Raw genomic sequence first — 26,064 nt, 5'->3', positions numbered from 1 at the left:
ATGTCGTTCGACGCCGCCTGGCGGCAGTCCCGTGTAAATGGCCACCCGGGCGATTCCCACTACCTCTTACACGGCCACGGCGACGGCGACGGCGACGGCGACGGCGGTTGAATTCGCCGGTCGCCCGGCTCATCAAACAAACGTGCCGCAGCACAATCGAGAGCGATCAGCCCGGTCGGGGTACTCAGCCATTGAGATACCCGTCGACGAGTCCGGCTCCCCCACGCCGTCCAGCACGCCCCAACGGTCAGCTCAGATTTCGCGCGTCGTCGACTGGTCGAGCGCCCTCTGGCGGACGGCCCGGACGCGGGAATCAATCCCTCCGGCTACCTCACGCTGCCGCTCCCCGTCGGAGTGCTGGTAGATCAGCGCCGCCTTCTCCGAGGACTGACCGGCGCGCACCATCGTGTCCTTGAGCGTGGCGCCCGACTGGGTGGACAGGGTGTGGCCGGTGTGGCGGAGGTCGTAGAAGCGGAAGCCCTCCGGCAGGCCGGCCTTCGCCCGTGCCCTGCGCCACTTGCGGCCGAACGTGGACCGTCGGAACGGCGCGCCCTTCTCGCCGACGAAGATGAGCCCGTCGGGCTCCTTCTCGGCGAACCATTTCAGGTGCCGCTCGACCTCTACATGCAGGAAGGCCGGGAGGAAGACAGTGCGCCTGCCCGCCATCGACTTTGTGTCGCCTTCGACCCTGCGTCCGGTGGCCAGCTCGGGAGCGGCCTCGCGGATCTTGACCGCGAGGGGGTCGAGCGTGACATCAGGACGGCGCAGAGCCGCCTGCTCCTCCGGGCGCATCGGCCCGTAGGCGCCGAAGTACACCATCAACCGCCACCTCGGTCCCATGGCTTCCGCGAGCGCGTCGACCTGTTCCACGGTGGCCGTCGGGCGTTCCCCTGCCTTTTCGCTGCCGGCGCCCCTGATCCGGCACGGGTTGCGGCGGATCAGCTCGTCGTCGGCGGCCGTCTCCATGATGGCCTTGAGGAGGCGGTACGCCTTGGCGACGGTCGTCGCGCCGGTTGCCTCCAGCCGCTCGGCCCGCCAGGTGCGCACGACAGGCGGGGTGATGTCGTCCAGGTTCACCGAGGCGAACGTGGGCAGCAGGTGCAACCGCAGGAGCCTGCGGTACAGCTCCTCCGTGGTGGCCGAGAGCCCGCGCTCCTCGATCCACCGGACCGCGTACGCGGCGAAGTTCACCTTGCCCGCGTCGGGGTCCACCCAGTGATTGCGCTCGATGTCGGCCTGGGTGAGCGTGAGCCAGGTCTGGGCGTCGGTGCGCGTCGGGAAGGTCTCCGGTGCTTTGCGGCGGTTGCCGTCCGGTGCCCAGTAGCGTGCCTGCCACCGTCCTGAGGGGAGCTGTCGGACGGTGCCGAATTCCCGCCGCCTCTGCGGCCTGCGGCCCGCCATCAGGCGACCTTCCGGAAGCTCGAACGCGCTTCGCGGAGCGTCGGAACGGTGCGTTCTGCGACGTACTCGGCGAGGGCGCTCTCGGGTATCCGTACGGGCTTGCCGAGCTTGACGTAGCGGATTCGGCGTTCCTGGATGAGTCGGCGGATGAAGCGGACGCCGGTACCGAGGCGTTCGGCGGCTTGCTCCACGGTGAGGAGGGTGTCGGTTGTGGTCACCTCCCCCTGCGGCTGGGAGCGCTGAGTGGGGACGTGCGGTATCGCCGAGTGGCGCAAGAGCGTGCTCCGGGTTCTGGCCGGCGGGCAGAGCGGCAACTCTGCTTCGGCCTCGTGGCGTTCAGGGATGGGACGGGTGGTACGGCCGCAGCGAGGGTCTGCGATCTCGCTGCGGCAGGTGCCGCGGACGGCTATGCGTCGGCGTCGGAGCCGGGACCGTACTCGTCGTTGATCTTCATGACCTCGCCGGCAATGGCGTTGGACACCATCACGTCCGCCTCTTCGCGGATGTCCGGGTGTTCGGCGAGGTAGGCATCGAGTTGGTCGCGTGCTCTCCGGGCCTCGTGGTTGGCGCGGTGAGAGGCTCTGTATGTGGCAACGACGTTGTCGATCAGCTCCATGGCGCGGCCCATGGTCGCCAGGCCGGGTGGCCCGACGAAGTTGCTGAGCGCCACGCCGAAGATCTCGGCGAAGCCGATGGCCTCGTCGAGGTTGATGCGCCGCTTGCGGTTTTCGATGCGCCAGACGGCGGACGGGTTCATGTCGAAGCCGGCATCGTTCAGGCGGTCGGACACCACCGTGGTACTCCAACCGCGCTTCTCACGCTCCAGCTTGACCCGCACAGCGGCGTTCTCCTCGCCGCTGAGGAGCACCCCCTGCGAGGTTCCGTCGTCATCCGGCATGTCTTGCCCTCTCGAATTCCGCGCTCACCGCCGGTTTTGCGGCATGCCACAACAGTAACATCACTTCTGCGGATCGCATAGCCCTATGCGATCCGCACAGCTCGTGGTACTGTTGATCTCCCCACGAGACCGCAGGGGTCCGCTGAGGCGCGCCCTCAGCCCCTCCCCGACACGCAGAAAGCCCCCCGGTGATGCAACACCGAGGGGCTCACAACGCAAACCTCAAGCCGCCCATCCCTGAACGACCGACCTGCGAGGCCGGGATTGCCGTCCCATTGGCCCGCAAGCAGAGGAGCTTCATGTCCAGTATGGACGATGCCACCCCGACCGCGCCATCCCCTCAGGTCAACGCCTGCGCTGGGCCACCTGCGGCGGTACCAGGCCGGCCCGCCGATGAAGTAGCACCCGAGGTAGCCAACACCTCCGCCTCGGCATCCGACGGGGAGCGCGTACTGGTGGAGTTGCGTGAGCAGATCCGCCGGTACGTCGTGCTGCCGAGCGAAGAAGCGTTCACGGCCGTGACGCTGTGGGTCGCCGCGACCCACTTGCAGACGGCGTGGCAGCACGCACCGCGGTTGGCCGTGGTGGGCCCGGCGAAACGGTGCGGGAAGTCGCGGTTGCTGGATGTGATCACCGAGAGCGTGCACGATCCGCTGATCACGGTCAACGCCTCTGCCGCCGCGGTGTTCCGGTCGATCACCAGCACCCCGCCCACCCTGCTGGTCGACGAGGCCGACACTCTCTTCGGTTCCGCGAAGGTCGCGGAGAAGAACGAGGAGATGCGCGGTCTGCTCAATGCGGGGCATCAGCGCAACAGGCCCACCCTGCGGGTCTGCGGGCCAAATCACGAGGTGGCGAAGTTCCCGACCTTCGCCATGGCGGCTCTCGCGGGCATCGGCGACCTGCCCGACACGATCATGGACCGGTCAGTCGTCATCCGGATGCGCCGTCGCAGGCCGGGCGAGAAGGTGGCGGAATTCCGCACCTTCCGCGACACCCCGCCCCTGCACTCCCTGCGCGATCGGCTCGTCGCCTGGCTGACTCCGCTCCACACCGAGGCGATGGAACTGACCCCGGTCATGCCGGTCCAGGACCGCGCGGCTGACACCTGGCAGCCGCTGGTGTCGGTCGCCGACCTCGCGGGCGGATCCTGGCCCGACTCGGCGCGGACCGCCTGCCGGCTCATGACCGAGCGCGAGGCCGCCCAGGAGCAGGACAGTGGCAGCCTGAGCATCCGCCTCCTGGCGGACATCCGGCGCGCGTTCACCACCGAGGGCAACCCGCCGGCGCTTCGCACCAGCCGTCTCCTCGATGTCCTCAACCAGGACGCCGAGACGCCATGGCCGGAGTACACCAGCAAGGGCCTGACGCCCCGAGGGCTGCAGATCCTGCTCAACGAGTACGGCATAAGGTCCGCGGTCCGCCGCTTCCACGGCAACGTCCAGGCCCGTGGCTATGCCCGTCTGGATTTCGCCGACTCCTGGGCCCGCTACTGCCCCGAGCCCGTCCCGGAAGTCCCTACCGGCGCCTGACCCGACACGACCCGTCACGACTCGTCTCCGCGCAGGTCAGCGCAGTGACGGGTCGGGGGGCGGTGACGAGTCGACCCGATGCCACCGTCCCACCCGTACCTGTCCTGACCAGGCATGCGACGAGTCGCGACGGGTCTCCCCCCATCCCCAGGCCACGCCCTCCCACCTCCGTACCCCTGGAGCGCCTTCCCCTTGCCTTCTCCGCTGCCCGCACCCTCATCCACCGCATCGATGGCCCTGACCACAGCGATCAGGGCGGGTGTCGCACTACTGGCCCTCTCGGCCTTCGCGCTCTCCTACGACGCCCTGCGCCAGATGGCCGCCGCCAGCCAGATCCACCCGGTGCTCACCTATGCCTTCCCGCTCGTCATCGACGGCTTCATCGCCATCGGGATCGGCGCCCTGCTCGTCCTACGTACCGCGCCCCTGCCCGCCCGCCTCTACGTCTGGGCGCTGGTAGGCGTCGCCACCGCCACAAGCATCTGGGCCAACGTCCTGCACGCCATACGCCTCAACCAGCAAGCCCGCCACAACGGCCTGGCCCTCGACAACATCACCGTCGGCGTCATCTCCGCCATCGCCCCACTCGCCCTGGCCGGAGCCGTCCACCTCTACCTCCTCATCGCCCGCCACCACGTCAACGCCGACCGCCACAAGAACGAGGGCCACAAACCCGACCCGGGCGAGAACGACGGTGAGACGGCCACGCCTCTCGCCACCGGCGCGGAGGACGAGCCGCGGCCGACCACAGACCAGGCGGCAGTGCCTGCGCCACGGACGGGAAGCGCCCAACCGAGCCTGCCCATGGAGCAGGCCATCGACATCGCCCGCACGGCTCCCCTCGGGCGAGGCGACCGCGTCTCGCGCCGCAACATCGAGAAGGCCATCCGCGACAAGGGATTCGCCATCTCCCGAAGCCGCCTGGACAAGGTCAAGGACGTGCTGCAGGCCGAACTCGACGAGAACAGCGCAAGCACCGGCTGACCCCGAACGGCCCCCATCCAGCACCAGCACCCACCGCGTCCAGGAGCCCAGTTGCACCACGTCGAACACGAACCCCAAGCCGCACAGAAGCAGATCACCTGCACCCCGGAACCAGGCGGAGCAAGGTATGGCGTTGGACCGTCCAAGGGCCGGTCCAACGCGATGCCCTCCGCCCCGGGGGTGGCGGAGGACGTCGGGCACCGGGGGGCGCCCGAGCAGGACCAGCCCGCCGACGCCGCCAGCGTTCTGCCGCCGCGTGCCGCCGAAGCCGCCGCGCTGCACCGCGTCGCCCGACGCCGCCGGCGCAAAGAGACCCAGCGCAAAGAGCGCGTCGACGTCCGCTACAGCAGTGACGAGAAAGCCGTCATCCTCGCCATGGCCCGCTCGCTCAACATCGCCGCCGCCCACTACGTCGGCGCCGTCGTCATGACCCACCTGCACGGCGGCCTCGCCCTGCGCGGCCAGCGCACCCAGCTCGACGACTACATCGACGAACTCACAGCCCTGCGCAGCGAGGTCGCCAAGATCGGCCACAACATCAACCAGATGGCCAAGAAACTCAACTCCGGCGACTATCCACACCCTGGGGACACCGCGCTCCTCGCCCAGGCCGAGCGCTCCCTCGGCGCGGTCGGTAGCACCGTCCGCCACATCGCGGTGGCCACAAACCAGGCCGCCGCCACAAAGGGCCCGCAGTGATCGCCAAGATCAGCAGCGGCAAGAGCACCGCCGGCCTCGTCCGCTACCTCTTCGGCCCCGGCCGCGCCAACGAGCACACCGACCCACACCTCGTCGCCTCCTGGGACGGATTCGCACCCGACCCCGGCCGCACCGACGACACCGCAGCCAGCAGGACGCTCCTCGTGGCCGACCTCGACCTGCGCGTCAAGCAAGCCCAGCGCCTCGGCCGTGCACCGAAGCAGCACGTGTGGCACTGCTCGCTCCGCGGCGCACCCGGAGACCGTGTACTCACCGATGACGACTGGGCGGCCATCGCCCGCCGTGTGGTCGCGGCCACCGGGATCGCGCCGGCGGACGACCCGGACGGCTGCCGCTGGATCGCCGTCCGGCACGCCGACGACCACATCCACATCGCTGCCACCAAGGTCCGAGGAGACCTTCGGCCGGCCCGCCACTGGAACGACTACCTCACCGCCGACAAGGAGCTCGCAGCGGTGGAGAAGGAGTACGGCCTCCAGGAGGTAAGGCGCGGCGATCGCACCGCGGCCCGGCGCCCCACACGCGCGGAGCAAGAGAAGGCCCAACGCACCGGCCGCACCGGCACTCCCCGCGCACGGCTGCGTGCCACGATCCGCACCGTGGTGTCCGTCTCCGCGAGTCCGGAGGAATTCCTCCGTCTCCTCGACAATGTCGAGGGCGTGGTGGTCGACATCCAGCGTTTCCCCTCCGGCGACGTACGCGGCTACAAGGTAGCCGTCGAAGGTGACACCAACGCCTCGGGCGAACCCGTCTGGTTCTCCGGCTCCACACTCGCCCCCGACCTGTCTTTCCCCGAGATCCGCGAACGCCTCTCCACCGTCGAGGCGCAGCCCAGCGCCGAACCCCGCGCCCACCGCAGGGCCGACCCCTGGCACCAGGCCACCGCCGCGGCCGAGCGCATCCCCCATCACCTGGAACGAGGCGACGGCGCCATCGCCCAAGCGCACATCGCGGCCCTCGGCGAGGCACTCGACGCCCTTCCCCTCCTCGTATCCGTCGAGTTCCGACCGGCACTCCAGCAGGCCGCTGCCACGTTCGAACGGGCCACCCGTTCCCGCATCCGCGCAGAACACGACCAGGCTCGCGCGCTGCGTGGAGCGATCCGCGCCCTGCGCACCAGCCCCGCCTCCGGCGACGGGCTGGCGATGTTCCTCGACGTCACCGTCCTCGTCGCCATCGCCACCGCGCGCTGGCACCGACTCCACCAGCACGACCAGCAGGTCGCCGCCGCCCAACAGGCCCTTGTCCACCTGCAAGCAGCCTCCCAGCAAGCGGCTGCCGCGCCACTGGCAGCTCTGAGCCGGCAGAGGCCGCCCATGCCCGCCGTCAAACGCCACGCCCAGCACCTCCGCGCGGCGGTGCCCGAGCTGGCAGAACGAATCCTCGACGATCCCGCCTGGCCTGCTCTGGCCGCATCCCTCGCGCAGGCGGAGGCCGCAGGACACCAGCCCTTGGTTCTCCTGAAGCGGGCCGTTTCCGCCCGCAGCCTGGACGACGCCCGATCTCCGGCCCAGACCCTCACCTGGCGGGTCCGCCGCCAGGCGCATCACACGCCACCCAGTGCGCGAGCCATCGCCGCGCAGGCACGCAGCACGCGCCGGATACCGTCCGCGCCATCTCCGCGTCCGCCCGCATCGGCTGCCCCACCGCATAGCCATGCGGAACATCCCGTGCGCCACAGGTGACCCAGGCCGCAAGCCGCAGAACGTCTCGGGGAAGTCCTATGGCCGATCGTGGATCAAGGACAGGACCTGTACCGGGTCCGTCAGGTCCTCGATGATGTGGTCAGCTCCCGCCTCGGTCAGAGCCTGGGCTGAGGTCGTGCCGGAGGTGACGGCGATGACCCGGGCCCCACCCTCCTGTCCAGTACGGACGTCTTGGAGGGAGTCACCAATGATGACGGTGTTCTCGCGCGTGAACAGGTGCCCGTAAGTCGTTTCCGCCTTGTCCTGGGCGATGCGGACGAGGGCCGGACGGTGCGAGTCGTCCGAGGCGTAACCTCCGACAGCCATGTCGACGAACCCGGCGAGACCGAAGGCAGACAGCTTGATCTCGGCGCTCTCTTTCAGGTTCCCGGTCACGATCGTCGGAACGAGCTGCGGGTCCGCGTGCACAGCCTTGAGCGCTTCGACAGCCCCGGGCATCAGGCTCCCGTCGCGGAGCAGCGCCTCCTGATGGCGACGCAGTTCACCTGGGAGGCGGTCAACCATCTGTCCCGCTAGGTGGTCGATCGACGATGCCGGCACGTCGTTGGCCGAGAGAAGTTCTCGCACGGCGAGGGGCATGGTGACGCCGGTCCCCCTGGCGGGGAGGGCGGTCGCGGAGCGGCCGACCAGGGCGCGGAAGACCTCGCGGTAGACCAGGCGATCGGTCTCACCGACGTAGAGCAGGGTCCGGTCGATGTCCCACAGGACGAGGATCATGCCACCGCCCGCTCTCGCAGAAGACCTTCGCCGTGTTCGATGAAGGACCGCGTGGCGACCGTGTCGCCGAACTGGCGGGCCTCGTGGAGCATGGAGTGAAGGTGCTCGTTCAGCCGGGCGGAGTGGACTCCGTTCACCATCGTCAGGACCTCTTCCCCGATCGCACAGCCGGCGTCGGCGTCCCCGGCACGCATCTGGGCTGTGGCGGCGCGCGAGAGGAACTGTGCTCTGGTGCGGACTTCGTCCTGGCTCAGCACGCCTCGGGCCTGGGCGAAGGTGGAGGCGGCCTCGGCCAGCTTCCCCATCTCCAGGTAGGCGCTGCCACGTTGGCCGAGGATCTCGCCCGGGTTGATCCAGTACAGCCAGTGCGGATCGTCTTCGCCTGCGCCACGGGCACACAGCGCCTCGGCTTCCTGGAGGGCCGCGAGCGCGTGCCGCTCTTCTCGCAATCGGGCGTGGCCGCGCGCTTGCCGTGTCAGAAGCATGGCGTGCAGGGCCGGCGCGTCCTTGTCGGAGATCGCCTGCCGTGCGGTTCTCGCCGCGGTCACCGCGTCGCGGGGGTCACCGACGGAGTAGCCGTGAATGGCCAGGAACGACAGTGCACCGGCGCGGAGCCGCGAGTCCCCCGACGCGTGTGCGGCGCGAAGCGCGCCCAGGAGCAGCCGCTGCGCGGCATCGTGGTTGCCGCCGTCGAGCGCGTACCAACCGGCCTGCATGGCGGTATCGGCGGTAACCGCGGCGAGACGGCGACCGGTGCGATCGTTGTACGTGCCTGTCTTCATCAGCCCGAGCAGGACGCGTAGCTGCTGCTTGGCGGTACCGGCCAGGGAGCCGCTGCCGCTCGCGGCGTCCATCTCTCTCAGCGCGTTGGTGGTGCTCTGCAGGGATTCGAGAAGTGGGACGGTCACTCGTGTTCCGTCGCGTGTCTCGGCGGCCAACGCCTCCGTGGGCGCGACGGCCGACTGCAGTATGTATTGGGTGAGCACGGAACCGCTCAGGGCGGCCAGCACGCTGCGACGCTTCACGGGACCTCCGACAGCAACTTCAAGTGAGGTCACCATACGATCCGCCGTCCACGGCATCGCCGGGTCCAGAGCCTCTGTGACCACCGTCTGCGGGCGGCCGGCGAGCGGTGTCAGGAGGAGCGGCCGGAGATCTGCCGGAACACCCAGACCGGTGAGCAGATCGATGATGGCGTCTCGGCCACCCAACTGCTTCCGCCCGTTCTCCAGGCCGGAAATGTGCGATTGGGTGAAGCCTGTCAGGGCGCGCATCTGCATCTGAGACAAGCCCGATCGACGACGCAACAGCCGAAGAAGCGTCCCGAAGTCCCACTCGGCCAAGGCACGTTGGACCAGAGGATCCCGCCACGCCCTGTCTGGCACGTTCGGTGCCGCGTCAGAGCGCGAGCACGACGCGCACAGGGAGCCAGGGTTGTACTGGCTCAGCGCGCTCCCGCACTTGGTGCAAGCGCGGTTGGGCATCTTCATGGCAGCACCCGCCGTACTCGGTGAGTTCATGACTTCACTGAGTCACAGGCTATGCGGAGATCGATATCTCTGCGGCGATATCGCGGCGGCGATGCCCACCCGTCGGCGACGGCCCCAGACTCATCTCACTACCGCAGCGCAGCCCGTAGGCGGGCCGCCTGCCCTGACGTTCGCCGACCGGAATGGGGAGTGTGGGAACCGTGGCAGATCACGTCTCCGCCTTCGTCCGCACGCCCAGCAGACAGTCGCGGGATCGGAGGTGCGGGCCGGAGGTGCCGGCGGCTGAAACAGGCACCGCATCGGACTTCGTCTCCCGGCCCACGCACGTCCGTGGCTTCGATGCGGCGTTCGCGGCGGAGGAAGCCCACGTCAGCCGGGCGAGACGCCTCACCGGCGCTCACCTGCGGCAGTGGCACGTATCCGACCAGTTGGCCGAGGACATCGTGCTCGCCGTCTCGGAACTCGTCACCAATGCCGTCTCCTACGGCTGCGGTCAGGTGAGCCTGAAGGTGTGGTGCACCACCGACGAGTTGATCGTCGAGGTCGCGGACGGCAATCCGGCGATGCTTGCTGAACTGCGTTGCCCGGCCGAAGACGACGTCTCGGGTCGAGGGCTCTTCCTGGTCGCCGCGCTCGCCACGCGCTGGGGCGTCAGTGACGGCGGGGCAACCACCTGGTGCCTCTTCACCACCGGGAGCCGCTGATGTACCCACTGGCCTTGACGGAGCGTGGTTCGCGGCCCCGGCCTATCGCGCCGTGGTCGCCACCCCTGGACGCGGATGGTCTCGCCCGAGTCGCCAGACGACTGCGCAGCACACGGTCTCTGGAGACGATCCTCGACGACGTCGGAGACGTTCTCGGCGATCAGGCGCCGCTCGAGGCCGAGTTCGGGGACCTGGCCGAGCGTCTCCGCGGGGGCCTGACCGTCCTGGTAGACATCGCGGTGGCGGTAGAGGAGAGCGACGCACAGGTGGCGGCCCTCGTCCAACGCGGTCTCATATTGCGCGCAGCGGTAATGCCCGATGACAGTCGCCGGGCCCTCGGCTACTTGAGGCGTATGGCCGGCCTCACCAACGCCCTTCTCGAACGACTGGCTGAGACGCGGACCGTCAGAAGCGTCGCGTGACCTCTTCCGCCAACCGAAGGAATCAAATGACCAACAAGATCGTCGATCCAGACGAGGCGACCCGCCTGCGCAACCAAGTGGTGGACGAGCTGTGCGCCGATGGCACCGTCTCTTCTCCCGAGATCGAAGCGGCGATGCGCAACGTGCCTCGCCACGAGTTCGCACCTGGCACGTCCCTGGAGAAGGCGTACGACACGTACGCCGCCGTGATCACCAAGACGGATGAGCACGGCGTGCAGCTCAGTTCCGTCTCGGCCCCGCAGGTCCAGGCCATGATGCTGGAGCAGGCCCAGATGCGTCCCGGTATGCGCGTGCTGGAGGTCGGCTCGGGCGGGCTGAACGCGGCCTATCTCGCCGAACTCGTCGGCGAGGACGGTGAGGTCGTGACCATCGACATCGACCCTGCTGTCACCGAACGCGCTCGTCGGCTCCTGGATCAGCACGGCTACGAAGACGTCCGTGTGGTCACCGCCGACGCGGCCGAGCCCGTCCCGGACCTCGGCGAGGTCGATGTCGTCATGGTGACCGCGGGGGCCTGGGACATCTCCCCCTCCTGGACGTCGCACCTCAAGCAGGGCGGCCGGCTCGTTGTACCACTGCGGATGCGGGGCCTGACCCGCTCGGTCGCCTTCACCCAGGCCACGGGGGGAGCACGGCCGGCACCTGGAGAGTGAGTCGGCGCGTATCTGCGGCTTCGTCCCCATGCAGGGTTCGACCGTTCACCGAGAAGAAATCCTGCTGGTCAACGGCACGCCAGAGATCGGGCTGCGGTTCGACGACGGCCTGCCCGCGGACCCGAACCGGCTGGACAACGCCGTCACGACGCCGCGCCACGAGCTGTGGACCGGGGTCACCGTCGGCCTTTCCGAACTGCTCGACACCCTCCAGATGACCATGGCGATCAGCCTGCCGGGATTCTGCACGATGACCGTCGACGAGGACCTGGACACGGGCCTCGTCACCCCGGCGAACAAGCGGTTCACCCTCGCCGCCGTCGAGGACGACACCTTCGCCTACCTCGTCACCCGACGCACCGAGGACAACAAGCACGTCGAATACGGCGTCCATGCCCTCGGACCGCATGCGCAGCCCTTCGCCGACAAGGTCGCGGACGTGCTGCGCGACTGGGAAGCCAACAGGCGCGGCGGGCCCGGCCCAGTCATCCGGGTATATCCGGCCGGCACCTCCGACGACCAGATCTCGACTCAACGGGTCATCGACAAGGTGCACAGCCGGATCTCGCTCTCCTGGCCCTCGGCGTAACGCCGGGAGCCAGGCGGTTCCACATCACCGAAACAGAAGGAAGGGCACCACCATGACGAGCACCACGCTGGCCCCGCCCGCCCCGCTGGCGGACCTCGACGACGACTTCGCACCCCTGGACGTGAAGATCGTCATCGCCGAGCACGCGTACGGGAAGCTCATGTGCAGCACCGGCGACGGCTGCGGCTCCACGTGCGCGACGGGCTCCTCCGCCTGCAACTCCTTCGTGGAGGACCCGGCCTGAGCCAGGCCACTCCGTTGCCGGTGGGCCGGGCGTGGCGCCGCGCCCGGCCCACCGGCCCCCTCCCCTCCTCCCGCGCGTTGCATGAAGGAAGGACACATGGCTCCCCGAGCAGTCGCCAACTACCGGTGGCAGGGCTTCGCGATGCTGCGCGCGACCACCGCTCTTGGGCCGGTGGACGTACCCCGCACCCTCGACCTGGACGATGCGACCGTCACCCGCAGGTGGCTGAGCGACGTCTGGCAGCGTGCAGAGGTTCGCAGCGCGCTGGAACTTGCCACCCCGGTCTTGTCCGCCGCCATCGAGGCCCTGGGCGAGGGCAGGCGGAGCGACCCCCGGCACGTCCGCCGTACCGCGTTGTCCACCGCCTCGTACCTCCTACGGTGGCAGCACCGTCCCACGCCGCTCGGCCTGTTCGCCGGCACCGCTCCCCTGACGGTCGGCTCCCGTCCCGAGGTGGGATGGCGAAACAAACACCGTGTGGCGATCCGGCCCGACGCGGAATGGATCACCGACATCATCCTGCGCCTCCAGCGCAGCCCCCAGTTGCTGAGGCGGTTACCGCTGGTCGCCAACAATGCCGCCCGCACGCGTGGTGATCGACTGGTGGCGCCGGGCCCGCCCGCCGACGGGTACGCCAAGCTGCTCGCCCCCGCCGAGGTATCCGTCCGTCTCGCCCGCCCGGTGGAGACCGCCATGCAGGCCGCCCGCAGCCCCATCACCTACTGCGACCTCCATGCCCGTCTGCGCGCCGGTTTCCCGCAGGCCACCGACGAGAAGATCGATGCCCTCCTCAGCAGCCTGATCGAACAGCAATTCCTCCTCACCAGCCTCTGGGCCCCGATGACCGCCGTGGACGCCTTCCAGCACCTATGTCGTGAGCTGGACAAGCACCAGGCAGACACCGTGCCGGAAGTCCGTGACCTGGTTCACGCGCTGAACGCGGTGCGGGAGGACATCTCCGCGTGGCAGCCTGAGCTCTGCGGCGCCGACCTGAGAGCTGTCTCGGCGAGAATGCTCGATCTCTCCCCCGTCACCTCGACACCTCTGCTCGTCGATACCGCCCTCGACGCCGAGGTGCAGCTTCCGCAGGCCGTGGTCTCGGAAGTGCAAGCTGCTGTATCGCGCCTCTACCGGACCACGCCGCAGCCCTACGGCTACCAGCACTGGCGCGACTACCACCGCCGTTTCCGGGCCAGGTACGGAGCTGGCGCCGTAGTCCCCGTGATGGACCTGGTGGCCGACAGCGGCCTCGGACTGCCCGCCGGGTACATCGGCTCCGAACGCGGCCCCGCGCCGAAGCCGCTCACCGACCGGGACGAAGTGCTCCTCGCCATGGTGCAGCAGGTCCTCATGGACGGCCGGGAGGAACTCCGGCTCACCGAAGCGATGGTCGACGCACTGGAAAAGGCTGCCGGTAGTGACGAACGACTGTTCGTGCCGCGGGTGGAAGTCGCCTTCGAAGTCCACTCACCCAGCTCCACGACGCTCGCCGACGGTGACTTCGACGTACTGCTGACCTCGGTCCCCCGCCCCGGCAGCAGCATGGCCGGCCGATTCGCCCACATCCTGCCTCCGGCACAGCAAGACGCACTGACCGCCACGTACCACGGAGCGCCAGGCACGCTCTGCACTCAGCTCGTCTTCCCTCCGCGCCGGCGCCGCAACGAGAACGTCACCCGCACCTCACGCCTGCTGCCTCACGTCATCGAGCTGTCCGGCCACCACACCACCGACGAGACGACGATCCCCCTCGCGGACATCGCCGTCACCGCCGACGCGCGCACCATCCACCTCGTACGGCACTCCACCGGCGACCCCATCGACGTACGAGTCCTGCACGCACTCGAAGCCGGCACCCAGACCCCGCCACTCGCGCGCTTCCTCGCCGAGGTCGCCACCGCGCGGTACGCCGCCTACAAGCCCTTCGACTTCGGCGCCGCCGCCCGGCTGCCCTTCCTGCCCCGTGTGCGCTACCGCCGCACCGCCCTCGCCCAGGCCCGCTGGCTGCTGACCGCCGAAGACCTACCCGGCCGGACGGCCTCAGCGGCACAGTGGGGCCACGCCTTCGATGCCTGGCGAGACCGCCTCCGCGTACCGGAACACGTCGCCATGATGGAGTACGACCAGCGCCTTCCACTGGACACGACCCACCCCGTCCACCGCCGCCTGCTGCGCTCCGCCCTGGACAACCTTCGCCGCCTGGAGCTGCGCGAAGTCCCCAGCAGCGACGCCCATGGCTGGATCGGACGAGCGCACGAGGTATGGCTCTCCCTCGGCCTCGCCCAGCCGGAGCACGCCGGCGCTCCCGAACCCGAGAACGCCAAGGTGCCCCAGCAGCACCACACTCCGGAAGCAACGGAGCCGGGTGCCCCCGAGGTCGGGGACTTCCTCCACGCCCAGCTCCATGCCCATCCGGGACGCTACGACGAGATCCTGAGCCGGCACCTGCCTCGCCTTCTCGCCGTATTCGGCGACACCCCGCCAACCTGGTGGTTTACCCGCTATCGGGAAATGGCGCGCCCCGACGCCGATCAGCACCTCGGCCTCACACTGCATCTACCGCCGGGCGCGTACGGCATCGCGGCCGCCCATGCGCGAAAATGGGCGGAGACGCTTCACACCGTCGGCCTGACATCGGGGCTCGTCCTGGCCGCCTACCACCCGCAGACAGGACGCTACGGCCACGGAGCCGCCATGGACGCCGCACACCAGGTATTCGCGGCGGACTCCGCCGCCGCCCTCGCGCAGATCCGGCTCGCCGAGCGAGCCGACGCCTTCTCTCCACAGGCCATCGCCGCGGCGAGTGCACTGGACCTGGTCACACAGCTCGCGTCGGACGCCGCCGAAGCCGAGGAGTGGCTGGTGCGCAACCTTCCGCAGGGCAGCGGAAAGCTCGACCGAGCCCTGCACAACCAGGTGCTCGAACTCGCCGCGGCTGACGGGAGTTCCGCTCTCGTAGAACTTCCCGGCGGCACCCAGGTTGCCGAAGCATGGCAGGCCCGCGCCAGCGCGTTGAACGTCTACCGGATCATCCTGGGCCGCGAGCGCGATCCGCTCACCGTCGCCCGATCCCTGGTGCACCACCATCACGTCCGGGCTCTCGGTGTCAGTCCGAGCGCCGAGGCGACGACACTGCGCCTCGTGCGCAACGCGGCCCTCCAGCACCGGAGGACAAGCGGATGAACGCGCCGACCACGGCCGCGTCGCTGCTGGAGCAGTACACCGACCGGCTGGCGGACCCACCTGCCCCGCCACCGGACGAACCGTGGGCAGTGCAGTCTCTCGCCGAAGGCGCCGCCGGGATCAGCCTCCTGCACATTGAGATGGCCGCCCGGTACGGTCGCCCTTGGCACCCCGCCCACCGGTGGATCACCGCCGCTGCCGCCGGCTCTGTCAGTGCAGCCGACACCGCCGGCCTCTTCCTCGGCGCTCCGGCCATCGGCTTCGTCCTCGCCACGGTTCCACCCGCCTATCAGCACCTGTACGCCCCGGCACACAGAACTCTCCACCAGCACATCACCGCACTCGCCCACCGCCGCGTGGAGGCGGCGCGCACTCGGATCAGCAACCGCGGCCTGCCCACGTTCGCGGAGTACGACCTCTTCTACGGCCTCACCGGCATCGGGGCCTACCTCCTGCGCGCTGATCCTGGGGGTGCCGCGCTGGAATGCGTCCTCGGGTATCTCGTCGACCTGACCCGCCTGCTCGCTCCCGGAGGGCACAGCCTCCCGGGCTGGTGGGTTCGCCATGACCCGGCTCGCGGAGAATCGCCCCTGTTCCCCGGTGGACACGCCAACTTCGGGGCGGCGCACGGCATCACGGGCCCGCTGCTCCTCCTGGCCCAAGCGCTGCGCCGTGGCATCACCGTCGAAGGCCATCGGGAAGCCGTGCTGGCCGTCTGCGAACACCTCGACGCCTGGTGTCAGTACGCGCCCTCCGGCCCGTGGTGGCCCGAGCACATCTCGCGCCGAGACCTCGAAGGCGGACGCCCCCACCACGACGCCCCCGCCCGCCCGAGCTGGTGCTACGGCACGACGGGTATCGCGCGAGCCGGTCAACTCGCAGGAATTGCCCTACGCGCTCCCGACCTCCAGGCGTTCTACGAGGACGCCCTGTACCGGGCCCTGACCGACCCCGCACAGCTCGCGCACGTGACGGACGCCGGGCTGTGCCACGGCTGGGCGGGCATCTACCAGACCGCTTACCGTGCCGCAGCCGACGCTCGCGACCCCCGACTTCATGCACTGCCGAATCGCCTCGGCAAGACGCTCGCCGGACACGCTCGGCCCGGTGGCCCCGCCCCGAGTGGGCTGATCAACGGCGAAGCCGGAACCGCACTCGCCCTCGCCACCTACGCCTCGCAGCAGGCGCCGACCACCGGATGGGACGCATGTCTCTTGATCAACTGACCCAACCCGACCCCGGTCCAGTCCAGCGCGCGGTCCTCGCCGTGATGGCCGGCCTTCCCCTCCCCGACACAGCGCAGCAGCACCGGATGGACCCGGCAGTCCTGTCCGACGCCGTCGCGGTCTACAACCAGGCGGGCCGAGAGGCGCTGTCCCGCAATGCCGCCGCGACCGACTGGCGGCAGGTCTACTTGCATTTCACCGACTGGTCGAACGCCGACGCCGTCTTCCTCGCCCACGTCCTGCCGGTACTGCGCGAAGCGGAGACAGCGCACACGATTGACGGCTGGTGGTACACGAGGAAGTACCCCTGCTGGCGCCTGCGGGTCCATGTGCAATCCGGGACAGGAGCGGAGCTCTCCCTCGGCGACGGCTTCGACCGCCTCGTCGCCATCGGGCACTTGCACCGGTGGTGGCCCGGCATCTACGAGCCGGAGACGGCAGCGTTCGGAGGCGAGGCCAGCATGACGGCCGCACACGCCCTGTTCGTCACCGACAGCCGGCAGGCACAGCGCCTACGAGACCGAACCGATCTGCTGATCAGGCCGCGCGAGTTGTCCGTGCTCCTCTGCACGATCACGATGCGCGCCGCCGAACTGGAGTGGTACGAGCAGGGAGACGTCTGGCATCGCGTCATCACGGGCGAGCACCGTTCGGCCATCGACGACGTACCGAGGGGTCACCTCAACGCCCGCGCCAGTGAGATACACCCCCTGCTGCTGGCAGACGACGGCGCCCTGCTGCGCCCCGGCGGCCCGTTGGAGCCGGTCGCCGAGTGGGCGACAGCCTTCCGCATCACGGGCCAAGCGCTCAGGCACGCCGTACACGAAGGAACACTCGACCGCGGGCTGCGGCGTGTCCTGAGCTACCACGTGATCTTCCACTGGAACCGGCTCGGGCTGTCCATGCGGAGTCAGAGCGTCTTGGCATGGGCGGCCAGGGCTGCCATCCTGCACCACTCGAGCCGACCGTAGAGTCGACGTCCAGGACAGCGATTGTCGACGGTTCAGCAAGGCGGTGGGTGATCAACGGTCTCGGAAATGCTGAGGAGACGTGAGGCTCAATCGGAGCTGCTGGAAGCGTCTTTGTGGTGGGCGAGAGATGTTGGGGTCGGTGCCGTGCGCGGTGTGGACGGTCGTGGCGGTGAGGCGTGGGACGGCGTGGATGAGGGCGTGTTCGGCGGTGACGGCCAGGGCGTGGGCCTGGATGACGGTGTTGTCGGGGGCGACGACGATGTCGGCTTCCGCGCGGAGGGTGTGGCCGATCCAGCGCATGCGGACCTGGCCGACGTCGAGTACGCCGTCGACGTCGCGCAGGGCGTGTTGGGCTGTGTCGACGTGCCCCGCTGCCACTTCGACCCGAACAAGATCATTATTAGACACGCTCTAGATCCCGTTCGGCGTGGAAGCAGCAGCCGACCCAGTCGGGCTGTGCTGGAAGCAGCGGCCCTGCTCGGTTTGGATCCTCGGCGAGGGCGGTCGACACGGCCTGACCGCTCTGGCCGCTAACCCCCTGATACCTTCCTCAAGCACTTCGCCACCCAAGGAATACCGGCGCTTCGTCGAACGGCCGGCCACAAGATGACTGAGACAGTCGCCGTGTGTAAAGAGTGCCTATCCGGTCGCAGTTGCGCTCGATAGCGCCACGTCGACGCAACCCGCTCCCAGGGTCGGCGCCTCGATCGCCACCATGAGCCTGGGGCCGGTAGTCGGCTCCCTGTGAGCCGACCAGGAGGGCAGGAGCCGGGGTGCTGACCATCAACGTGGCCGTGCTGATCGCCGTCATCGTCGTGATGCGACTGCGGCGCCGCACCCAGGCGCGCAGCCGCCTGGACGAGAAGGTGACCGTCGTCATCGTCCTGGTCCTCGGAGTGCTCATCGCACCCACCCCGTTCGGGCACAGTCTGGCCCAGGTGGCTGGCCAACTCGCCAGCAGCATTACTCACGCGAGCTCCTGATCGCTACGGCAACAGGTGCACCGGCCCCCGCACGAGTGTTCGGCGGGACGACTGCGTGGAGCTGGGGTTTGCGGGTAAGCGCGTCCCGTTCAGTAATTGAGGGAGCGAGCGGAGGCAGGCCACCCATGGAGCAGGCTGCCGACGGCGCGAACCAGCAGGTGCTGGTCGAGGTGCCCAGCATCACGGTCACTGCCGCGTTCGATAGCAGCGAGGAGATCGCTGCTGCCCGCGACCTGGCCCGCACCTTCCTGACCGATCTCCAAGCCATACACGGCCTTCCCGTCTCCGAACGCGTCATGGGCACGGTGCAGCTGGTCGTCAGCGAGCTGGTCACCAACGCCCGCAAATACGCCCCCGGCCCCTGCGAACTGACCCTCCACGCCACCGGTAATGCCGTCAACGTCACGCTGTGGGACAGCGAACCCGCGTTGCCGATCGCCCGGACCGCCGACTGCGGCCGGGTCGGCCAGCACGGGCTGGAAATCGTCCTCGCCGTCAGCGAGGACTTCACCGTCCACCGCGAACCCGTCGGCAAACGCGTCACCGCCGCCATCACGCTGGCCGACGAGCCCGACTCCTCACACCGGTGACGCCGTGCTCGACCCTGGGCTGTACGGGTGAACAGGCCGTTTCCGAAGTGCAGCCGCAGTCAGGATGGCTATAACGAAGACGTGGGCCTCTCCTGCTCCCCCTCCGAGGCCCACGCGGCCCCGAGACCTGGCGCACGGGTCTCCGGGGTGCGGCTCAACGCCGTGCAGGGTGCGGGCCCTGTTGGTTACCGAGTGGTCCGCACCCGCGCGACTCGTCCGCAGGATCGCGCGCGCTCCCAGATTTGCTGGTGAACTGCCTGGATGCCTCAAACCCGCCGTGTCACTTGCCCAGACGACGCCTTGTGCGGGAAATCCGTCGCCGTGCGCAGCTCGAGACCGTCGCCGTAGCCAGGGCCTCGGCGCGCACGCCGTGCCCATCGATACGCACCAAGAGGACCGTCCCACCGTGTAGCGCGCGCTGGGACAGCGGTGGTGGCCGCCGTCCCCAGCGGACACCCACGCGCGCGGGGCGTGTCGTTTATGCGGCTTGGGTGAGTTCGGCGCGGCCGAACAGGAGGGCGTAGCCGGTGGGGAGTTGGCGGAGGATACGGGTGAGGAGGTCATCACCGGCGAGGGCCGCGACGGTGACGAGGACGGTGCCGGTGTCCCAGCGGGTGGTGGCCGGGGTGGCGCCGGTGCGGTCGGCGAGGTCTTTGACGAAGGCCCAGCCGGTGAGTGGCTGGGGCTCGGGAATCTGGGCGGTGAGGATGGATGCGGCCTCGCGGGGCAGGCGGGCGGCGAGTTCGACGCGTTCGTCGCCCGTCAGCCGGCGTCCGAGTCCCGAAAGGATCAGGCGGACCGCTTCTTCTGCCCGTTCCCTGGTGGGGTAGGCGCCTTCGTAGCGGATCTTCTCCAGCATCTGCTCGAACGTCATGGCGGGCGAGTGCTGCTGGGGTGCGCACAGGTCGGATATCACCGCGGCTGCTGCCTTTCTGTGTTCCGTGGTGGTGGTCGCAGGCGCCCGCGGGGGTGCGGGTGCCTGCGAGCGGTGGTCAGGTGGACCGGGGGCGGCCGAAGAGGAGGTCGTAACCGGCGGGGAGCTGGAGCAGGATCTGCTGGAGCAGGTCGTCGCCGGCCGCGTCGGCGACCGTGCTGAGGACCGCGCTGACGTCCCAGGCGGCGGTCGCCTCCGTGGCTCCCTCGATCCAGGCCGCCGTCGCTCGCACGAACCGCTCCGGTGACAGGGGTTCGGCGCTCTGCAGCGGGTTGAGGAGGATGAGCGCCAGGCTTTCCGGTAGACGCGCCGCGAGCTGGGCACGTACCTCGCCGACCAGGTGTGCTCCCAGGAGGGCAAGCACCACGCGAGCCACGCGTTCCGCCTCCTGGCGGCTTTCGTATTCGCCGCGTTCCTGTACATGGCCGAGAAATGCTTCCCAGCGCAAGACCATGTCAGCCACCGCCCTTCTCGCGTCCGGAGCGGAGGACGGGTGAGGGGGTCAGGTGCCCGTCCTCCGCTGTAACGGCCTCCGGCTGCCGGGAGTTCAGCCGGAGATCTGCTTGCGGGACGATTCCCCGCCGATGGCGATCTTGCGGGGCTTGGCGCGCTCGGCGATCGGGATGCGCAGGGTGAGCACCCCGGCGTCGTAGTCGGCCGAGATGCGCTCGGCGTCCAACGTGTCGGCCAGCACGATCTGGCGGGAGAAGACACCCAGCGGCCGCTCCGACAGCTCCATCTGCACGTCGTCAGCGCTCGCCGCGGGGCGCCGCTCCGCCTTGACCGTCAGCGTGTTCCGCTCGACGTCGATGTCGATCGCCTCCGCGCTGACACCGGGGAGGTCGAAGGCCACCACGTACTCGTCGCCCTCGCGGTAGGCGTCCATCGCCATCGCGGAGGGACGGGACCAGGTGCCGGGGCCGGTCAGGTGCTGGGCGAGACGGTCGAGCTCGCGGAAGGGGTCGGTGCGCATCAACATCGCGAAACACCTCCAGAAGGTTCGGGCAGTATCTGCCAATGCGCTCACTGGAACCGTTGTACCATGTCGTCCAGTGGATGACAAACACGATGTCATCCCATGGATGACATGTTGAAGGAGGTGCCCATGGCGTCAGCCGACCAGCCGTACCCTTCCCCCGCTGACGGCCACAGCCCGGCCTCGTTCCTCGCCGCGGCGGCGGCCCTTGAAGCCATAAGCGGCGCGTTGCGCGCCGCGCAGGATCAGACCCCGTCCGTGAACGACACGGCCACAGGCGGACCGGAGCAGGCGCTGGCCTCTCTCCTGCTACTGCGGCAGATCCGCGAAGAGCTCTCCGGATGGGAGTCCGGCCTGATCGAAACCGCCCGCCACGCAGGCGCCAGTTGGGCCGACCTCGCCCGCCCCCTCGGCGTCGCCAGCCGCCAGGCCGCCGAACGCCGCTACCTCCGCAACCGCCCCGGGCCCACTGGAACGACCGGCGAACAACGCGTCCAAGCCACCCGCGAACGCCGCGCCGCCGACCGCTCCCTCACCACCTGGGCCCGCGACAACGCCGCCGACCTGCGCCGCATCGCCGCACAGATCACCACCCTCACCGACCTCCCCACCGCCGCACGCGGGCCCCTCAGCCAACTCGACGCAGCCCTCGCCCACGACGACCCCGCCACCCTCGTCCCCCCGCTCAACGCCACCCGCCCCCACCTCGCCGCCACCCACCCCGACCTCGCCGCGCGCCTCGACATCCTCGCCACACGCGCGCCCGGGTGATCTCCACCGGCGCCAGGGTGGCCATCGACGGCCCGCGCGGTCGTCTTCAGCGACTCTCCTGAGGCCAACCAGACGCTGGCGCGCTGTTCCGACCGCCGATGGCCTGGTAGCGCGCGCTCACATTCCGTTCGCGGCCGGCCGGCGTCGACCGGATGTGGCCGTTGCTAAGCGGCTTCCGATGGGCACCAGCACGACGAGGCTGGGCATGACGCCACTCCTCCCGGAATGCTGTGCCCAGGCTGCCTCAAAAACTGTTCCAGCGGATCCAGAATTTTATCCGGGTCCGCGCACAGATTTATTCCCGCAGCGGCCACACTGGCGCTATTCAGTCTGCTCAAGCCGTTTCGGCGTGCTACTGTCGTTCTAGGTTGCAGTTGTGGTTCCCAGTACTTCAGGCGCTTCGGCGGCGTTCGAGTCGTTAAAGCATTCCTGGTAATTCCGGTATTTTCCGGTCGGGGCAATCATCGCGGTGACATGGCATTCGCGCTGTGCGGATGCCGGTGCAGTGCCCCCGAAGGAGAATGACATGAGTTCAGGTACCGTGAAGTGGTTCAATGCGGAAAAGGGCTTCGGCTTCATCGAGCAGGACGGCGGCGGCGCTGACGTGTTCGCCCACTACTCGAACATCGCCGCCCAGGGCTTCCGTGAACTGCTGGAAGGCCAGAAGGTGAACTTCGACATCGCGCAGGGCCAGAAGGGCCCGACGGCGGAGAACATCGTTCCTGCCTGACTGACGCGTGTGACACACGTGCAGATGGGGCCCGCACCCCTCGGGGTGCGGGCCCCATCTGCATCCATCGCGCAGTGCCGGTCTCATCCCGGGCAACTCCGACGAAGCTGAATTCGCCGCACGCGAAGCGCCCTGAAGGCGCGTAGGAGCGCACCCTGGCTCACCCTGCGGCCAACGCTCCCGGTAGTGCATCACCATCGCGTGGTCACCCTTTCCGCAGGCGCCTGCGCAGACTGCACGCGATCACGCTTTTTGCGCTCCATCCGGCCCATTCTTGTGATTCTCCGCGCTGCTCATCGCTACCGGAAGATTCCTTGATGTGTGCCGCATCAAGGAAGGTTCCGTATGAACCGCACAGTCAACCGCGTTTTCAGCACTCGTGACGGCAATGCCGGCTCAGAAAAGAGCAGCCACTTCGGCTCGCAGGGCGCGAGTCGTTCTGGCAGGCCGGCCCGTTCCGGTGGCAGCAGCGTGCGTTCCGCCCGGTCACAGGCCGAGTTCTCCCTCCCCGGGACGATCAGCCCCGCGCTTCCCGCCGTGGAGAGGTTCGCGGATCTCGACATGCCCGGGGCGCTTGTGGCCGCGCTCGGCTCGCAAGGCGTGACCGTGCCGTTTCCGATCCAGGCCGCGACGCTTCCGAACTCCCTTTGCGGCCGTGATGTGCTGGGCAGGGGACGCACCGGCTCGGGCAAGACCCTCGCCTTCGGCCTCGCCCTGCTGGCCCGTACGGCCGGGCGGCGTGCCGAGCCCGGACGACCGCTTGCACTGATCCTCGTACCGACCCGTGAGCTGGCGCAGCAGGTCACCGACGCGCTCACTCCATACGCCCGCGCCGTGCACCTGCGGCTGACCGCGATCGTGGGCGGGGTGCCGGCCGGCAGGCAGACGGCGGCTCTGCGCAACGGCTCCGAGGTCCTCGTCGCCACACCCGGACGCCTCAAGGACCTGATCGACCAAGGCCACTGCCGACTGGACCAGGTGGTTGTCACGGTCCTCGACGAAGCCGACCAGATGACCGACATGGGCTTTATGCCGCAGGTCACCGCTCTGCTTGACCAGGTGAGTCCCACAGGGCAGCGCATGCTGTTCTCCGCCACCTTGGACCGCAATGTCGATCTGCTGGTGCGCCGCTACCTCAACGACCCCGTGGTGCACTCCGTCGATCCTTCGGCCGGTGCGGTCACGACGATGGAGCACCATGTGCTCCACGTCCACGGCGCCGACAAGCGCGCCGCCACTACCGAGATCGCCGCACGCCACGGCCGTGTGATCCTCTTCCTCGACACCAAGCACGCCGTCGACCGCCTGACCGAGCATCTGCTGCACAGCGGGGTGCGGGCCGCGGCCCTGCACGGCGGGAAGTCGCAGCCGCAGCGCACCCGCACGCTGGCACAATTCAAAACGGGCCACGTCAGTGTGCTGGTGGCGACCAACGTCGCCGCACGCGGAATCCACGTCGACAACCTCGACCTCGTCGTCAACGTTGATCCGCCGACCGACCCCAAGGACTACCTCCACCGCGGAGGCCGCACGGCCCGAGCCGGACAGTCCGGCAGCGTCGTCACCCTGGTCACCCCCAGCCAGCGCCGGAGCATGACCCGCTTGATGGCAGCAGCAGGCGTCGTCCCGCAGACCACCCAGGTCCGCGCCGGCGAAGAGGCCCTGCACCGCATCACCGGCGCACAGGCCCCCTCCGGCATCCCCGTCGTCATCGCCGCGCCGCCGGCCGAACGCCGCCGCAAGCGCGCGGCCGCCTCAGGCGGCGGCTACCGCCCCGCTTCGATGACCGGGCGGGTCCCCGCAGGACTGGCTGCGTCCGCGTGTGGCGGCCGAGGACCGTCGTGATCAGTGAGCCGGCCCAACTCTGCAGGAGGCACCTCTTGTCACTGTTCCATACCCACCCCCACCCTGCCGCGCCCCACGCGGTCCAGACGCTTGCCGAGCCCATGGCCCCGTCCGGACCACAGGTCTGGGACGCCATGACCGTAGAGGTCGCGCTCTGCCTCATGTCCGCCGCCCGCACACGCCACCTGGTCATCTGCGACGAGGACGGCCTGCGCACCGGACATGTCACTCTGACGCGCCTCACCGACGTCCGTGACAGCCCCCGCTACACGGACTCGATCCGCCTGCGCGACGTCGCCGGCGGCCCCGGCTCCGAAGCCCAACCCCCCAGGCACCGCCGGCCGCTCGAAAACCCGCCCCTGACCGAAGACCACGGCAGCGCCCGCGGCTCGCTCGCCGTCTCCTACTGAACCCCCCTCAGCCCGCACGGCCCCGTCTGCTCCTTCCCTGTGAGGCATCATGCGCTGTGTCATCGCCCGCTTCCCGTTCGACCTGACCAAGAGCGGCGTGCTGGAATCGATGAAGGGCGTCAAGCCCGAGCCGGCCACCGACGACCACCTCGTCATCATCGGGCGACGCCACTACCCCGCCAAGCAGGTCGGACAGGTGCTCACCCACCAGGACCGCCGGGACTTCAGCGCCGTCGAGGTCCTGAGAGCCATGACCCGCCTCGGCTTCACCTGCCGTACGCGCCCCACTGCCGGATCCGTCCCCATGGCCGGCGCCTATCAGAGGGCTTCCGCCGCGCTCGGGACACAACCCACCCGCCTCAACTACGGTCAGGTGTGAGCCGAGGCCGAACACAACCGTGACACGTGACGGGAACATACTGGACGGGTTTCATCGCTCACCTCGTCTCGGTGGGCCGAGAAACCGCTCGTCACGTGGCTTGGGCCCGGAGCGGCCACGGTTGCCGGCGTTTCGGCGGCCCTCGGAGTGGCAGCGGAACCATCCGATACCGAGAGCGGGCCTCGGGCCACGACGCCGCCCAGCCAATCGCCGTTCGAGACCGTGCCCGCGCCTTCGAGTGCTCCGTCTCGCGCGACAGCCGAGCGTGGATCAGGCCGAGGACTCAGGCCGGTCGTGCCCGCGGAGTTCTTCGTTGATGCGCTGGGCTTCCTCAAGCTGATCCTCAAGGATGATGATGCGGCAAGCCGCCTCGATGGGCGTGCCGGAGTCGACGAGTTCGCGAGCCCGGCCGGCAATACGCAGCTGGTAGCGGGAGTAGCGGCGGTGGCCGCCTTCGGAGCGCAGCGGGGTGATCAAACGGTACTCACCCAACGCGCGCAGGAAGGCCGGTGTGGCGCCAAGCATCTCGGCAGCCCGGCCCATGGTGTAGGCGGGATAGTCGTCGTCGTCGAATTTGTCGGCAGGGCGGGTACTGCGAGCGGTCATAGACCTCTTCTTCCAGGGACGCGTCGAGGGGCCCGGGCGCCAAACGGCGCCCGGGCCCCGAGCTTTCAACACCATCTGCCGGCCGACTGCACCGGCCTTCTTCTTCCGCAGGTCCACCCGCGGAGGCGGGGCTGCGGGGATCGCGGTTGCGTGACCGGGGACCACCTTCCAATCCGGGGTCTGCGGTACCCGGGCGGACATCGTCCCGACCCCGGGCGATCCTGATGGCGTGCGGCTCCTTACCTCTTTGATCAATCTGTACTGGCTGGTGACACGGTACTGCCGTGCGGCCCCGTGGGTCGCTCGGCCCGGCAGCCAGCGGAAGAACCCATCATTTCCGGCTCCACCACTCCGCTACCGGGCCGCTCCTGCGTTGACC

The 26,064-nt window shown here is 69.1% G+C and carries 26 protein-coding genes and 2 pseudogenes; 18 read left to right on the top strand and 10 right to left on the bottom strand.

Going from position 1 to position 26,064, the window contains the following annotated elements:
* Positions 1-252: 252 nt before the first annotated feature.
* The 3 genes from JFN87_RS00490 to JFN87_RS00480 form a co-directional block, all read right to left on the bottom strand.
* Positions 253-1,401, bottom strand: coding sequence for a tyrosine-type recombinase/integrase (locus JFN87_RS00490; protein WP_209337758.1), 1,149 nt, complete (start codon positions 1,399-1,401; stop codon positions 253-255).
* On the bottom strand, positions 1,401-1,619 hold the full coding sequence (locus tag JFN87_RS00485; protein ID WP_209337757.1) for a helix-turn-helix domain-containing protein: 219 nt from the start codon (positions 1,617-1,619) through the stop codon (positions 1,401-1,403). The genes JFN87_RS00490 and JFN87_RS00485 overlap by 1 nt, the downstream gene beginning before the upstream one ends.
* Positions 1,620-1,807: 188 nt before the next feature.
* Complete coding sequence (locus tag JFN87_RS00480; RefSeq protein WP_209337756.1) at positions 1,808-2,299, bottom strand: helix-turn-helix domain-containing protein; 492 nt, start codon at positions 2,297-2,299, stop codon at positions 1,808-1,810.
* A 308-nt stretch (positions 2,300-2,607) separates the two neighbouring features.
* Between JFN87_RS00480 and JFN87_RS00475 the strand changes: the two genes are divergently transcribed.
* The 4 genes from JFN87_RS00475 to JFN87_RS00460 all read left to right on the top strand — a co-directional run bounded on the left by JFN87_RS00475 (position 2,608) and on the right by JFN87_RS00460 (position 7,220).
* The gene (locus JFN87_RS00475; RefSeq protein WP_209337810.1) at positions 2,608-3,831 is read left to right on the top strand and encodes a DUF3631 domain-containing protein; all 1,224 of its coding nucleotides are present in this window, start codon (positions 2,608-2,610) and stop codon (positions 3,829-3,831) included.
* Between the two features lie 231 nt (positions 3,832-4,062).
* Positions 4,063-4,815 carry a DUF2637 domain-containing protein gene (locus JFN87_RS00470; RefSeq protein ID WP_209337755.1) on the top strand — a complete coding sequence of 251 codons (753 nt, stop codon included), beginning with the start codon at positions 4,063-4,065 and terminating at the stop codon, positions 4,813-4,815.
* Positions 4,816-4,995: 180 nt separating this feature from the next.
* The gene (gene mobC / locus JFN87_RS00465; RefSeq protein WP_209337809.1) at positions 4,996-5,514 is read left to right on the top strand and encodes a plasmid mobilization relaxosome protein MobC; all 519 of its coding nucleotides are present in this window, start codon (positions 4,996-4,998) and stop codon (positions 5,512-5,514) included.
* Positions 5,511-7,220, top strand: a complete 1,710-nt coding sequence (locus JFN87_RS00460; RefSeq protein WP_209337754.1) for a relaxase/mobilization nuclease domain-containing protein — start codon at positions 5,511-5,513, stop codon at positions 7,218-7,220. The genes mobC and JFN87_RS00460 overlap by 4 nt, the downstream gene beginning before the upstream one ends.
* 36 nt (positions 7,221-7,256) lie before the next feature.
* On the opposite strand, the gene JFN87_RS00455 is transcribed toward JFN87_RS00460, so the two are convergent.
* Entirely contained in the window at positions 7,257-7,958 is a 702-nt protein-coding gene (locus JFN87_RS00455) for an HAD family hydrolase (protein WP_209337753.1), read from the bottom strand.
* Positions 7,955-9,448, bottom strand: coding sequence for a helix-turn-helix domain-containing protein (locus JFN87_RS00450; RefSeq protein WP_209337752.1), 1,494 nt, complete (start codon positions 9,446-9,448; stop codon positions 7,955-7,957). The genes JFN87_RS00455 and JFN87_RS00450 overlap by 4 nt, the downstream gene beginning before the upstream one ends.
* A 272-nt stretch (positions 9,449-9,720) precedes the next feature.
* Here JFN87_RS00450 and JFN87_RS00445 point away from each other — a divergent pair, with 272 nt between their 5' ends.
* From JFN87_RS00445 to JFN87_RS00415, 7 genes and pseudogenes are all read left to right on the top strand, one after another.
* A complete protein-coding gene (locus JFN87_RS00445) occupies positions 9,721-10,152 on the top strand; it encodes an ATP-binding protein (protein WP_307865236.1) in 432 nt (143 codons plus the stop codon).
* Positions 10,152-10,574, top strand: coding sequence for a DUF6415 family natural product biosynthesis protein (locus JFN87_RS00440; protein ID WP_209337750.1), 423 nt, complete (start codon positions 10,152-10,154; stop codon positions 10,572-10,574). The genes JFN87_RS00445 and JFN87_RS00440 overlap by 1 nt, the downstream gene beginning before the upstream one ends.
* Before the next feature lie 26 nt (positions 10,575-10,600).
* Positions 10,601-11,837: pseudogene (gene fxlM, locus JFN87_RS00435) on the top strand (methyltransferase, FxLD system).
* A gap of 52 nt (positions 11,838-11,889) precedes the next feature.
* Positions 11,890-12,081, top strand: coding sequence for an FxLD family lanthipeptide (locus JFN87_RS00430; protein ID WP_209337749.1), 192 nt, complete (start codon positions 11,890-11,892; stop codon positions 12,079-12,081).
* 96 nt (positions 12,082-12,177) lie between these two features.
* On the top strand, positions 12,178-15,264 hold the full coding sequence (locus tag JFN87_RS00425; RefSeq protein WP_209337748.1) for a lantibiotic dehydratase: 3,087 nt from the start codon (positions 12,178-12,180) through the stop codon (positions 15,262-15,264).
* Positions 15,261-16,490 (top strand): lanthionine synthetase C family protein, encoded by a 1,230-nt coding sequence (locus JFN87_RS00420; RefSeq protein ID WP_209337747.1) that lies wholly within the window; start codon positions 15,261-15,263, stop codon positions 16,488-16,490. The genes JFN87_RS00425 and JFN87_RS00420 overlap by 4 nt, the downstream gene beginning before the upstream one ends.
* Positions 16,472-17,461 carry a thiopeptide-type bacteriocin biosynthesis protein gene (locus tag JFN87_RS00415; RefSeq protein ID WP_209337746.1) on the top strand — a complete coding sequence of 330 codons (990 nt, stop codon included), beginning with the start codon at positions 16,472-16,474 and terminating at the stop codon, positions 17,459-17,461. The genes JFN87_RS00420 and JFN87_RS00415 overlap by 19 nt, the downstream gene beginning before the upstream one ends.
* A gap of 86 nt (positions 17,462-17,547) precedes the next feature.
* Here JFN87_RS00415 and JFN87_RS00410 read toward each other — a convergent pair.
* Positions 17,548-17,824, bottom strand: a pseudogene (locus JFN87_RS00410) (cation transporter dimerization domain-containing protein); the annotation flags it as partial.
* A gap of 410 nt (positions 17,825-18,234) precedes the next feature.
* On the opposite strand from JFN87_RS00410, the gene JFN87_RS00405 reads away from it, so the two are divergent.
* Positions 18,235-18,444, top strand: coding sequence for a hypothetical protein (locus JFN87_RS00405; protein WP_209337745.1), 210 nt, complete (start codon positions 18,235-18,237; stop codon positions 18,442-18,444).
* A 125-nt stretch (positions 18,445-18,569) separates the two neighbouring features.
* Positions 18,570-19,034 (top strand): ATP-binding protein, encoded by a 465-nt coding sequence (locus JFN87_RS00400; protein WP_209337744.1) that lies wholly within the window; start codon positions 18,570-18,572, stop codon positions 19,032-19,034.
* A 478-nt stretch (positions 19,035-19,512) separates the two neighbouring features.
* Here JFN87_RS00400 and JFN87_RS00395 read toward each other — a convergent pair whose 3' ends face one another.
* The 3 genes from JFN87_RS00395 to JFN87_RS00385 form a co-directional block, all read right to left on the bottom strand.
* Positions 19,513-19,908 (bottom strand): DUF2267 domain-containing protein, encoded by a 396-nt coding sequence (locus JFN87_RS00395; RefSeq protein ID WP_209337808.1) that lies wholly within the window; start codon positions 19,906-19,908, stop codon positions 19,513-19,515.
* A gap of 118 nt (positions 19,909-20,026) precedes the next feature.
* Complete coding sequence (locus tag JFN87_RS00390; RefSeq protein ID WP_209337807.1) at positions 20,027-20,422, bottom strand: DUF2267 domain-containing protein; 396 nt, start codon at positions 20,420-20,422, stop codon at positions 20,027-20,029.
* Between the two features lie 93 nt (positions 20,423-20,515).
* Positions 20,516-20,947 (bottom strand): Hsp20/alpha crystallin family protein, encoded by a 432-nt coding sequence (locus JFN87_RS00385; RefSeq protein WP_209337743.1) that lies wholly within the window; start codon positions 20,945-20,947, stop codon positions 20,516-20,518.
* A 126-nt stretch (positions 20,948-21,073) separates the two neighbouring features.
* On the opposite strand from JFN87_RS00385, the gene JFN87_RS00380 reads away from it, so the two are divergent.
* The 5 genes from JFN87_RS00380 (at position 21,074) to JFN87_RS00360 (ending at position 25,079) form a co-directional block, all read left to right on the top strand.
* Entirely contained in the window at positions 21,074-21,715 is a 642-nt protein-coding gene (locus JFN87_RS00380; RefSeq protein ID WP_209337806.1) for a type III effector protein, read from the top strand.
* Positions 21,716-22,241: 526 nt separating this feature from the next.
* The gene (locus tag JFN87_RS00375; protein WP_205043802.1) at positions 22,242-22,445 is read left to right on the top strand and encodes a cold-shock protein; all 204 of its coding nucleotides are present in this window, start codon (positions 22,242-22,244) and stop codon (positions 22,443-22,445) included.
* Positions 22,446-22,790: 345 nt separating this feature from the next.
* Positions 22,791-24,290, top strand: coding sequence for a DEAD/DEAH box helicase (locus tag JFN87_RS00370; RefSeq protein WP_209337742.1), 1,500 nt, complete (start codon positions 22,791-22,793; stop codon positions 24,288-24,290).
* Between the two features lie 134 nt (positions 24,291-24,424).
* A complete protein-coding gene (locus tag JFN87_RS00365; protein WP_372449158.1) occupies positions 24,425-24,700 on the top strand; it encodes a CBS domain-containing protein in 276 nt (91 codons plus the stop codon).
* A gap of 49 nt (positions 24,701-24,749) precedes the next feature.
* Positions 24,750-25,079 (top strand): SCO5918 family protein, encoded by a 330-nt coding sequence (locus tag JFN87_RS00360; RefSeq protein ID WP_209337740.1) that lies wholly within the window; start codon positions 24,750-24,752, stop codon positions 25,077-25,079.
* A 270-nt stretch (positions 25,080-25,349) separates the two neighbouring features.
* Here JFN87_RS00360 and JFN87_RS00355 read toward each other — a convergent pair whose 3' ends face one another.
* Entirely contained in the window at positions 25,350-25,685 is a 336-nt protein-coding gene (locus JFN87_RS00355; RefSeq protein ID WP_209337739.1) for a MerR family transcriptional regulator, read from the bottom strand.
* Between the last annotated feature and the right edge of the window lie 379 nt (positions 25,686-26,064).

The organism is Streptomyces montanisoli (assembly GCF_017813245.1).
Taxonomy (GTDB): Bacteria; Actinomycetota; Actinomycetes; order Streptomycetales; family Streptomycetaceae; genus Streptomyces; species Streptomyces montanisoli.
The sequence above is the reverse complement of the archived record's forward strand: the minus strand, read 5'-3'. Positions and strand labels throughout refer to the sequence as shown.

Coding starts and splice junctions, on each gene's coding strand:
- JFN87_RS00490 (WP_209337758.1), bottom strand. CDS start 1,401: ATGGCGGGCCGCAGGCCGCAGAGGCGGCGGGAATTCGGCACCGTCCGA.
- JFN87_RS00480 (WP_209337756.1), bottom strand. CDS start 2,299: ATGCCGGATGACGACGGAACCTCGCAGGGGGTGCTCCTCAGCGGCGAG.
- JFN87_RS00475 (WP_209337810.1), top strand. CDS start 2,608: ATGGACGATGCCACCCCGACCGCGCCATCCCCTCAGGTCAACGCCTGC.
- JFN87_RS00470 (WP_209337755.1), top strand. CDS start 4,063: ATGGCCCTGACCACAGCGATCAGGGCGGGTGTCGCACTACTGGCCCTC.
- JFN87_RS00455 (WP_209337753.1), bottom strand. CDS start 7,958: ATGATCCTCGTCCTGTGGGACATCGACCGGACCCTGCTCTACGTCGGT.
- JFN87_RS00450 (WP_209337752.1), bottom strand. CDS start 9,448: ATGAAGATGCCCAACCGCGCTTGCACCAAGTGCGGGAGCGCGCTGAGC.
- JFN87_RS00440 (WP_209337750.1), top strand. CDS start 10,152: ATGTACCCACTGGCCTTGACGGAGCGTGGTTCGCGGCCCCGGCCTATC.
- JFN87_RS00430 (WP_209337749.1), top strand. CDS start 11,890: ATGACGAGCACCACGCTGGCCCCGCCCGCCCCGCTGGCGGACCTCGAC.
- JFN87_RS00425 (WP_209337748.1), top strand. CDS start 12,178: ATGGCTCCCCGAGCAGTCGCCAACTACCGGTGGCAGGGCTTCGCGATG.
- JFN87_RS00420 (WP_209337747.1), top strand. CDS start 15,261: ATGAACGCGCCGACCACGGCCGCGTCGCTGCTGGAGCAGTACACCGAC.
- JFN87_RS00415 (WP_209337746.1), top strand. CDS start 16,472: ATGTCTCTTGATCAACTGACCCAACCCGACCCCGGTCCAGTCCAGCGC.
- JFN87_RS00400 (WP_209337744.1), top strand. CDS start 18,570: ATGGAGCAGGCTGCCGACGGCGCGAACCAGCAGGTGCTGGTCGAGGTG.
- JFN87_RS00395 (WP_209337808.1), bottom strand. CDS start 19,908: ATGACGTTCGAGCAGATGCTGGAGAAGATCCGCTACGAAGGCGCCTAC.
- JFN87_RS00390 (WP_209337807.1), bottom strand. CDS start 20,422: ATGGTCTTGCGCTGGGAAGCATTTCTCGGCCATGTACAGGAACGCGGC.
- JFN87_RS00385 (WP_209337743.1), bottom strand. CDS start 20,947: ATGTTGATGCGCACCGACCCCTTCCGCGAGCTCGACCGTCTCGCCCAG.
- JFN87_RS00380 (WP_209337806.1), top strand. CDS start 21,074: ATGGCGTCAGCCGACCAGCCGTACCCTTCCCCCGCTGACGGCCACAGC.
- JFN87_RS00375 (WP_205043802.1), top strand. CDS start 22,242: ATGAGTTCAGGTACCGTGAAGTGGTTCAATGCGGAAAAGGGCTTCGGC.
- JFN87_RS00370 (WP_209337742.1), top strand. CDS start 22,791: ATGAACCGCACAGTCAACCGCGTTTTCAGCACTCGTGACGGCAATGCC.
- JFN87_RS00365 (WP_372449158.1), top strand. CDS start 24,425: ATGACCGTAGAGGTCGCGCTCTGCCTCATGTCCGCCGCCCGCACACGC.
- JFN87_RS00360 (WP_209337740.1), top strand. CDS start 24,750: ATGCGCTGTGTCATCGCCCGCTTCCCGTTCGACCTGACCAAGAGCGGC.
- JFN87_RS00355 (WP_209337739.1), bottom strand. CDS start 25,685: ATGACCGCTCGCAGTACCCGCCCTGCCGACAAATTCGACGACGACGAC.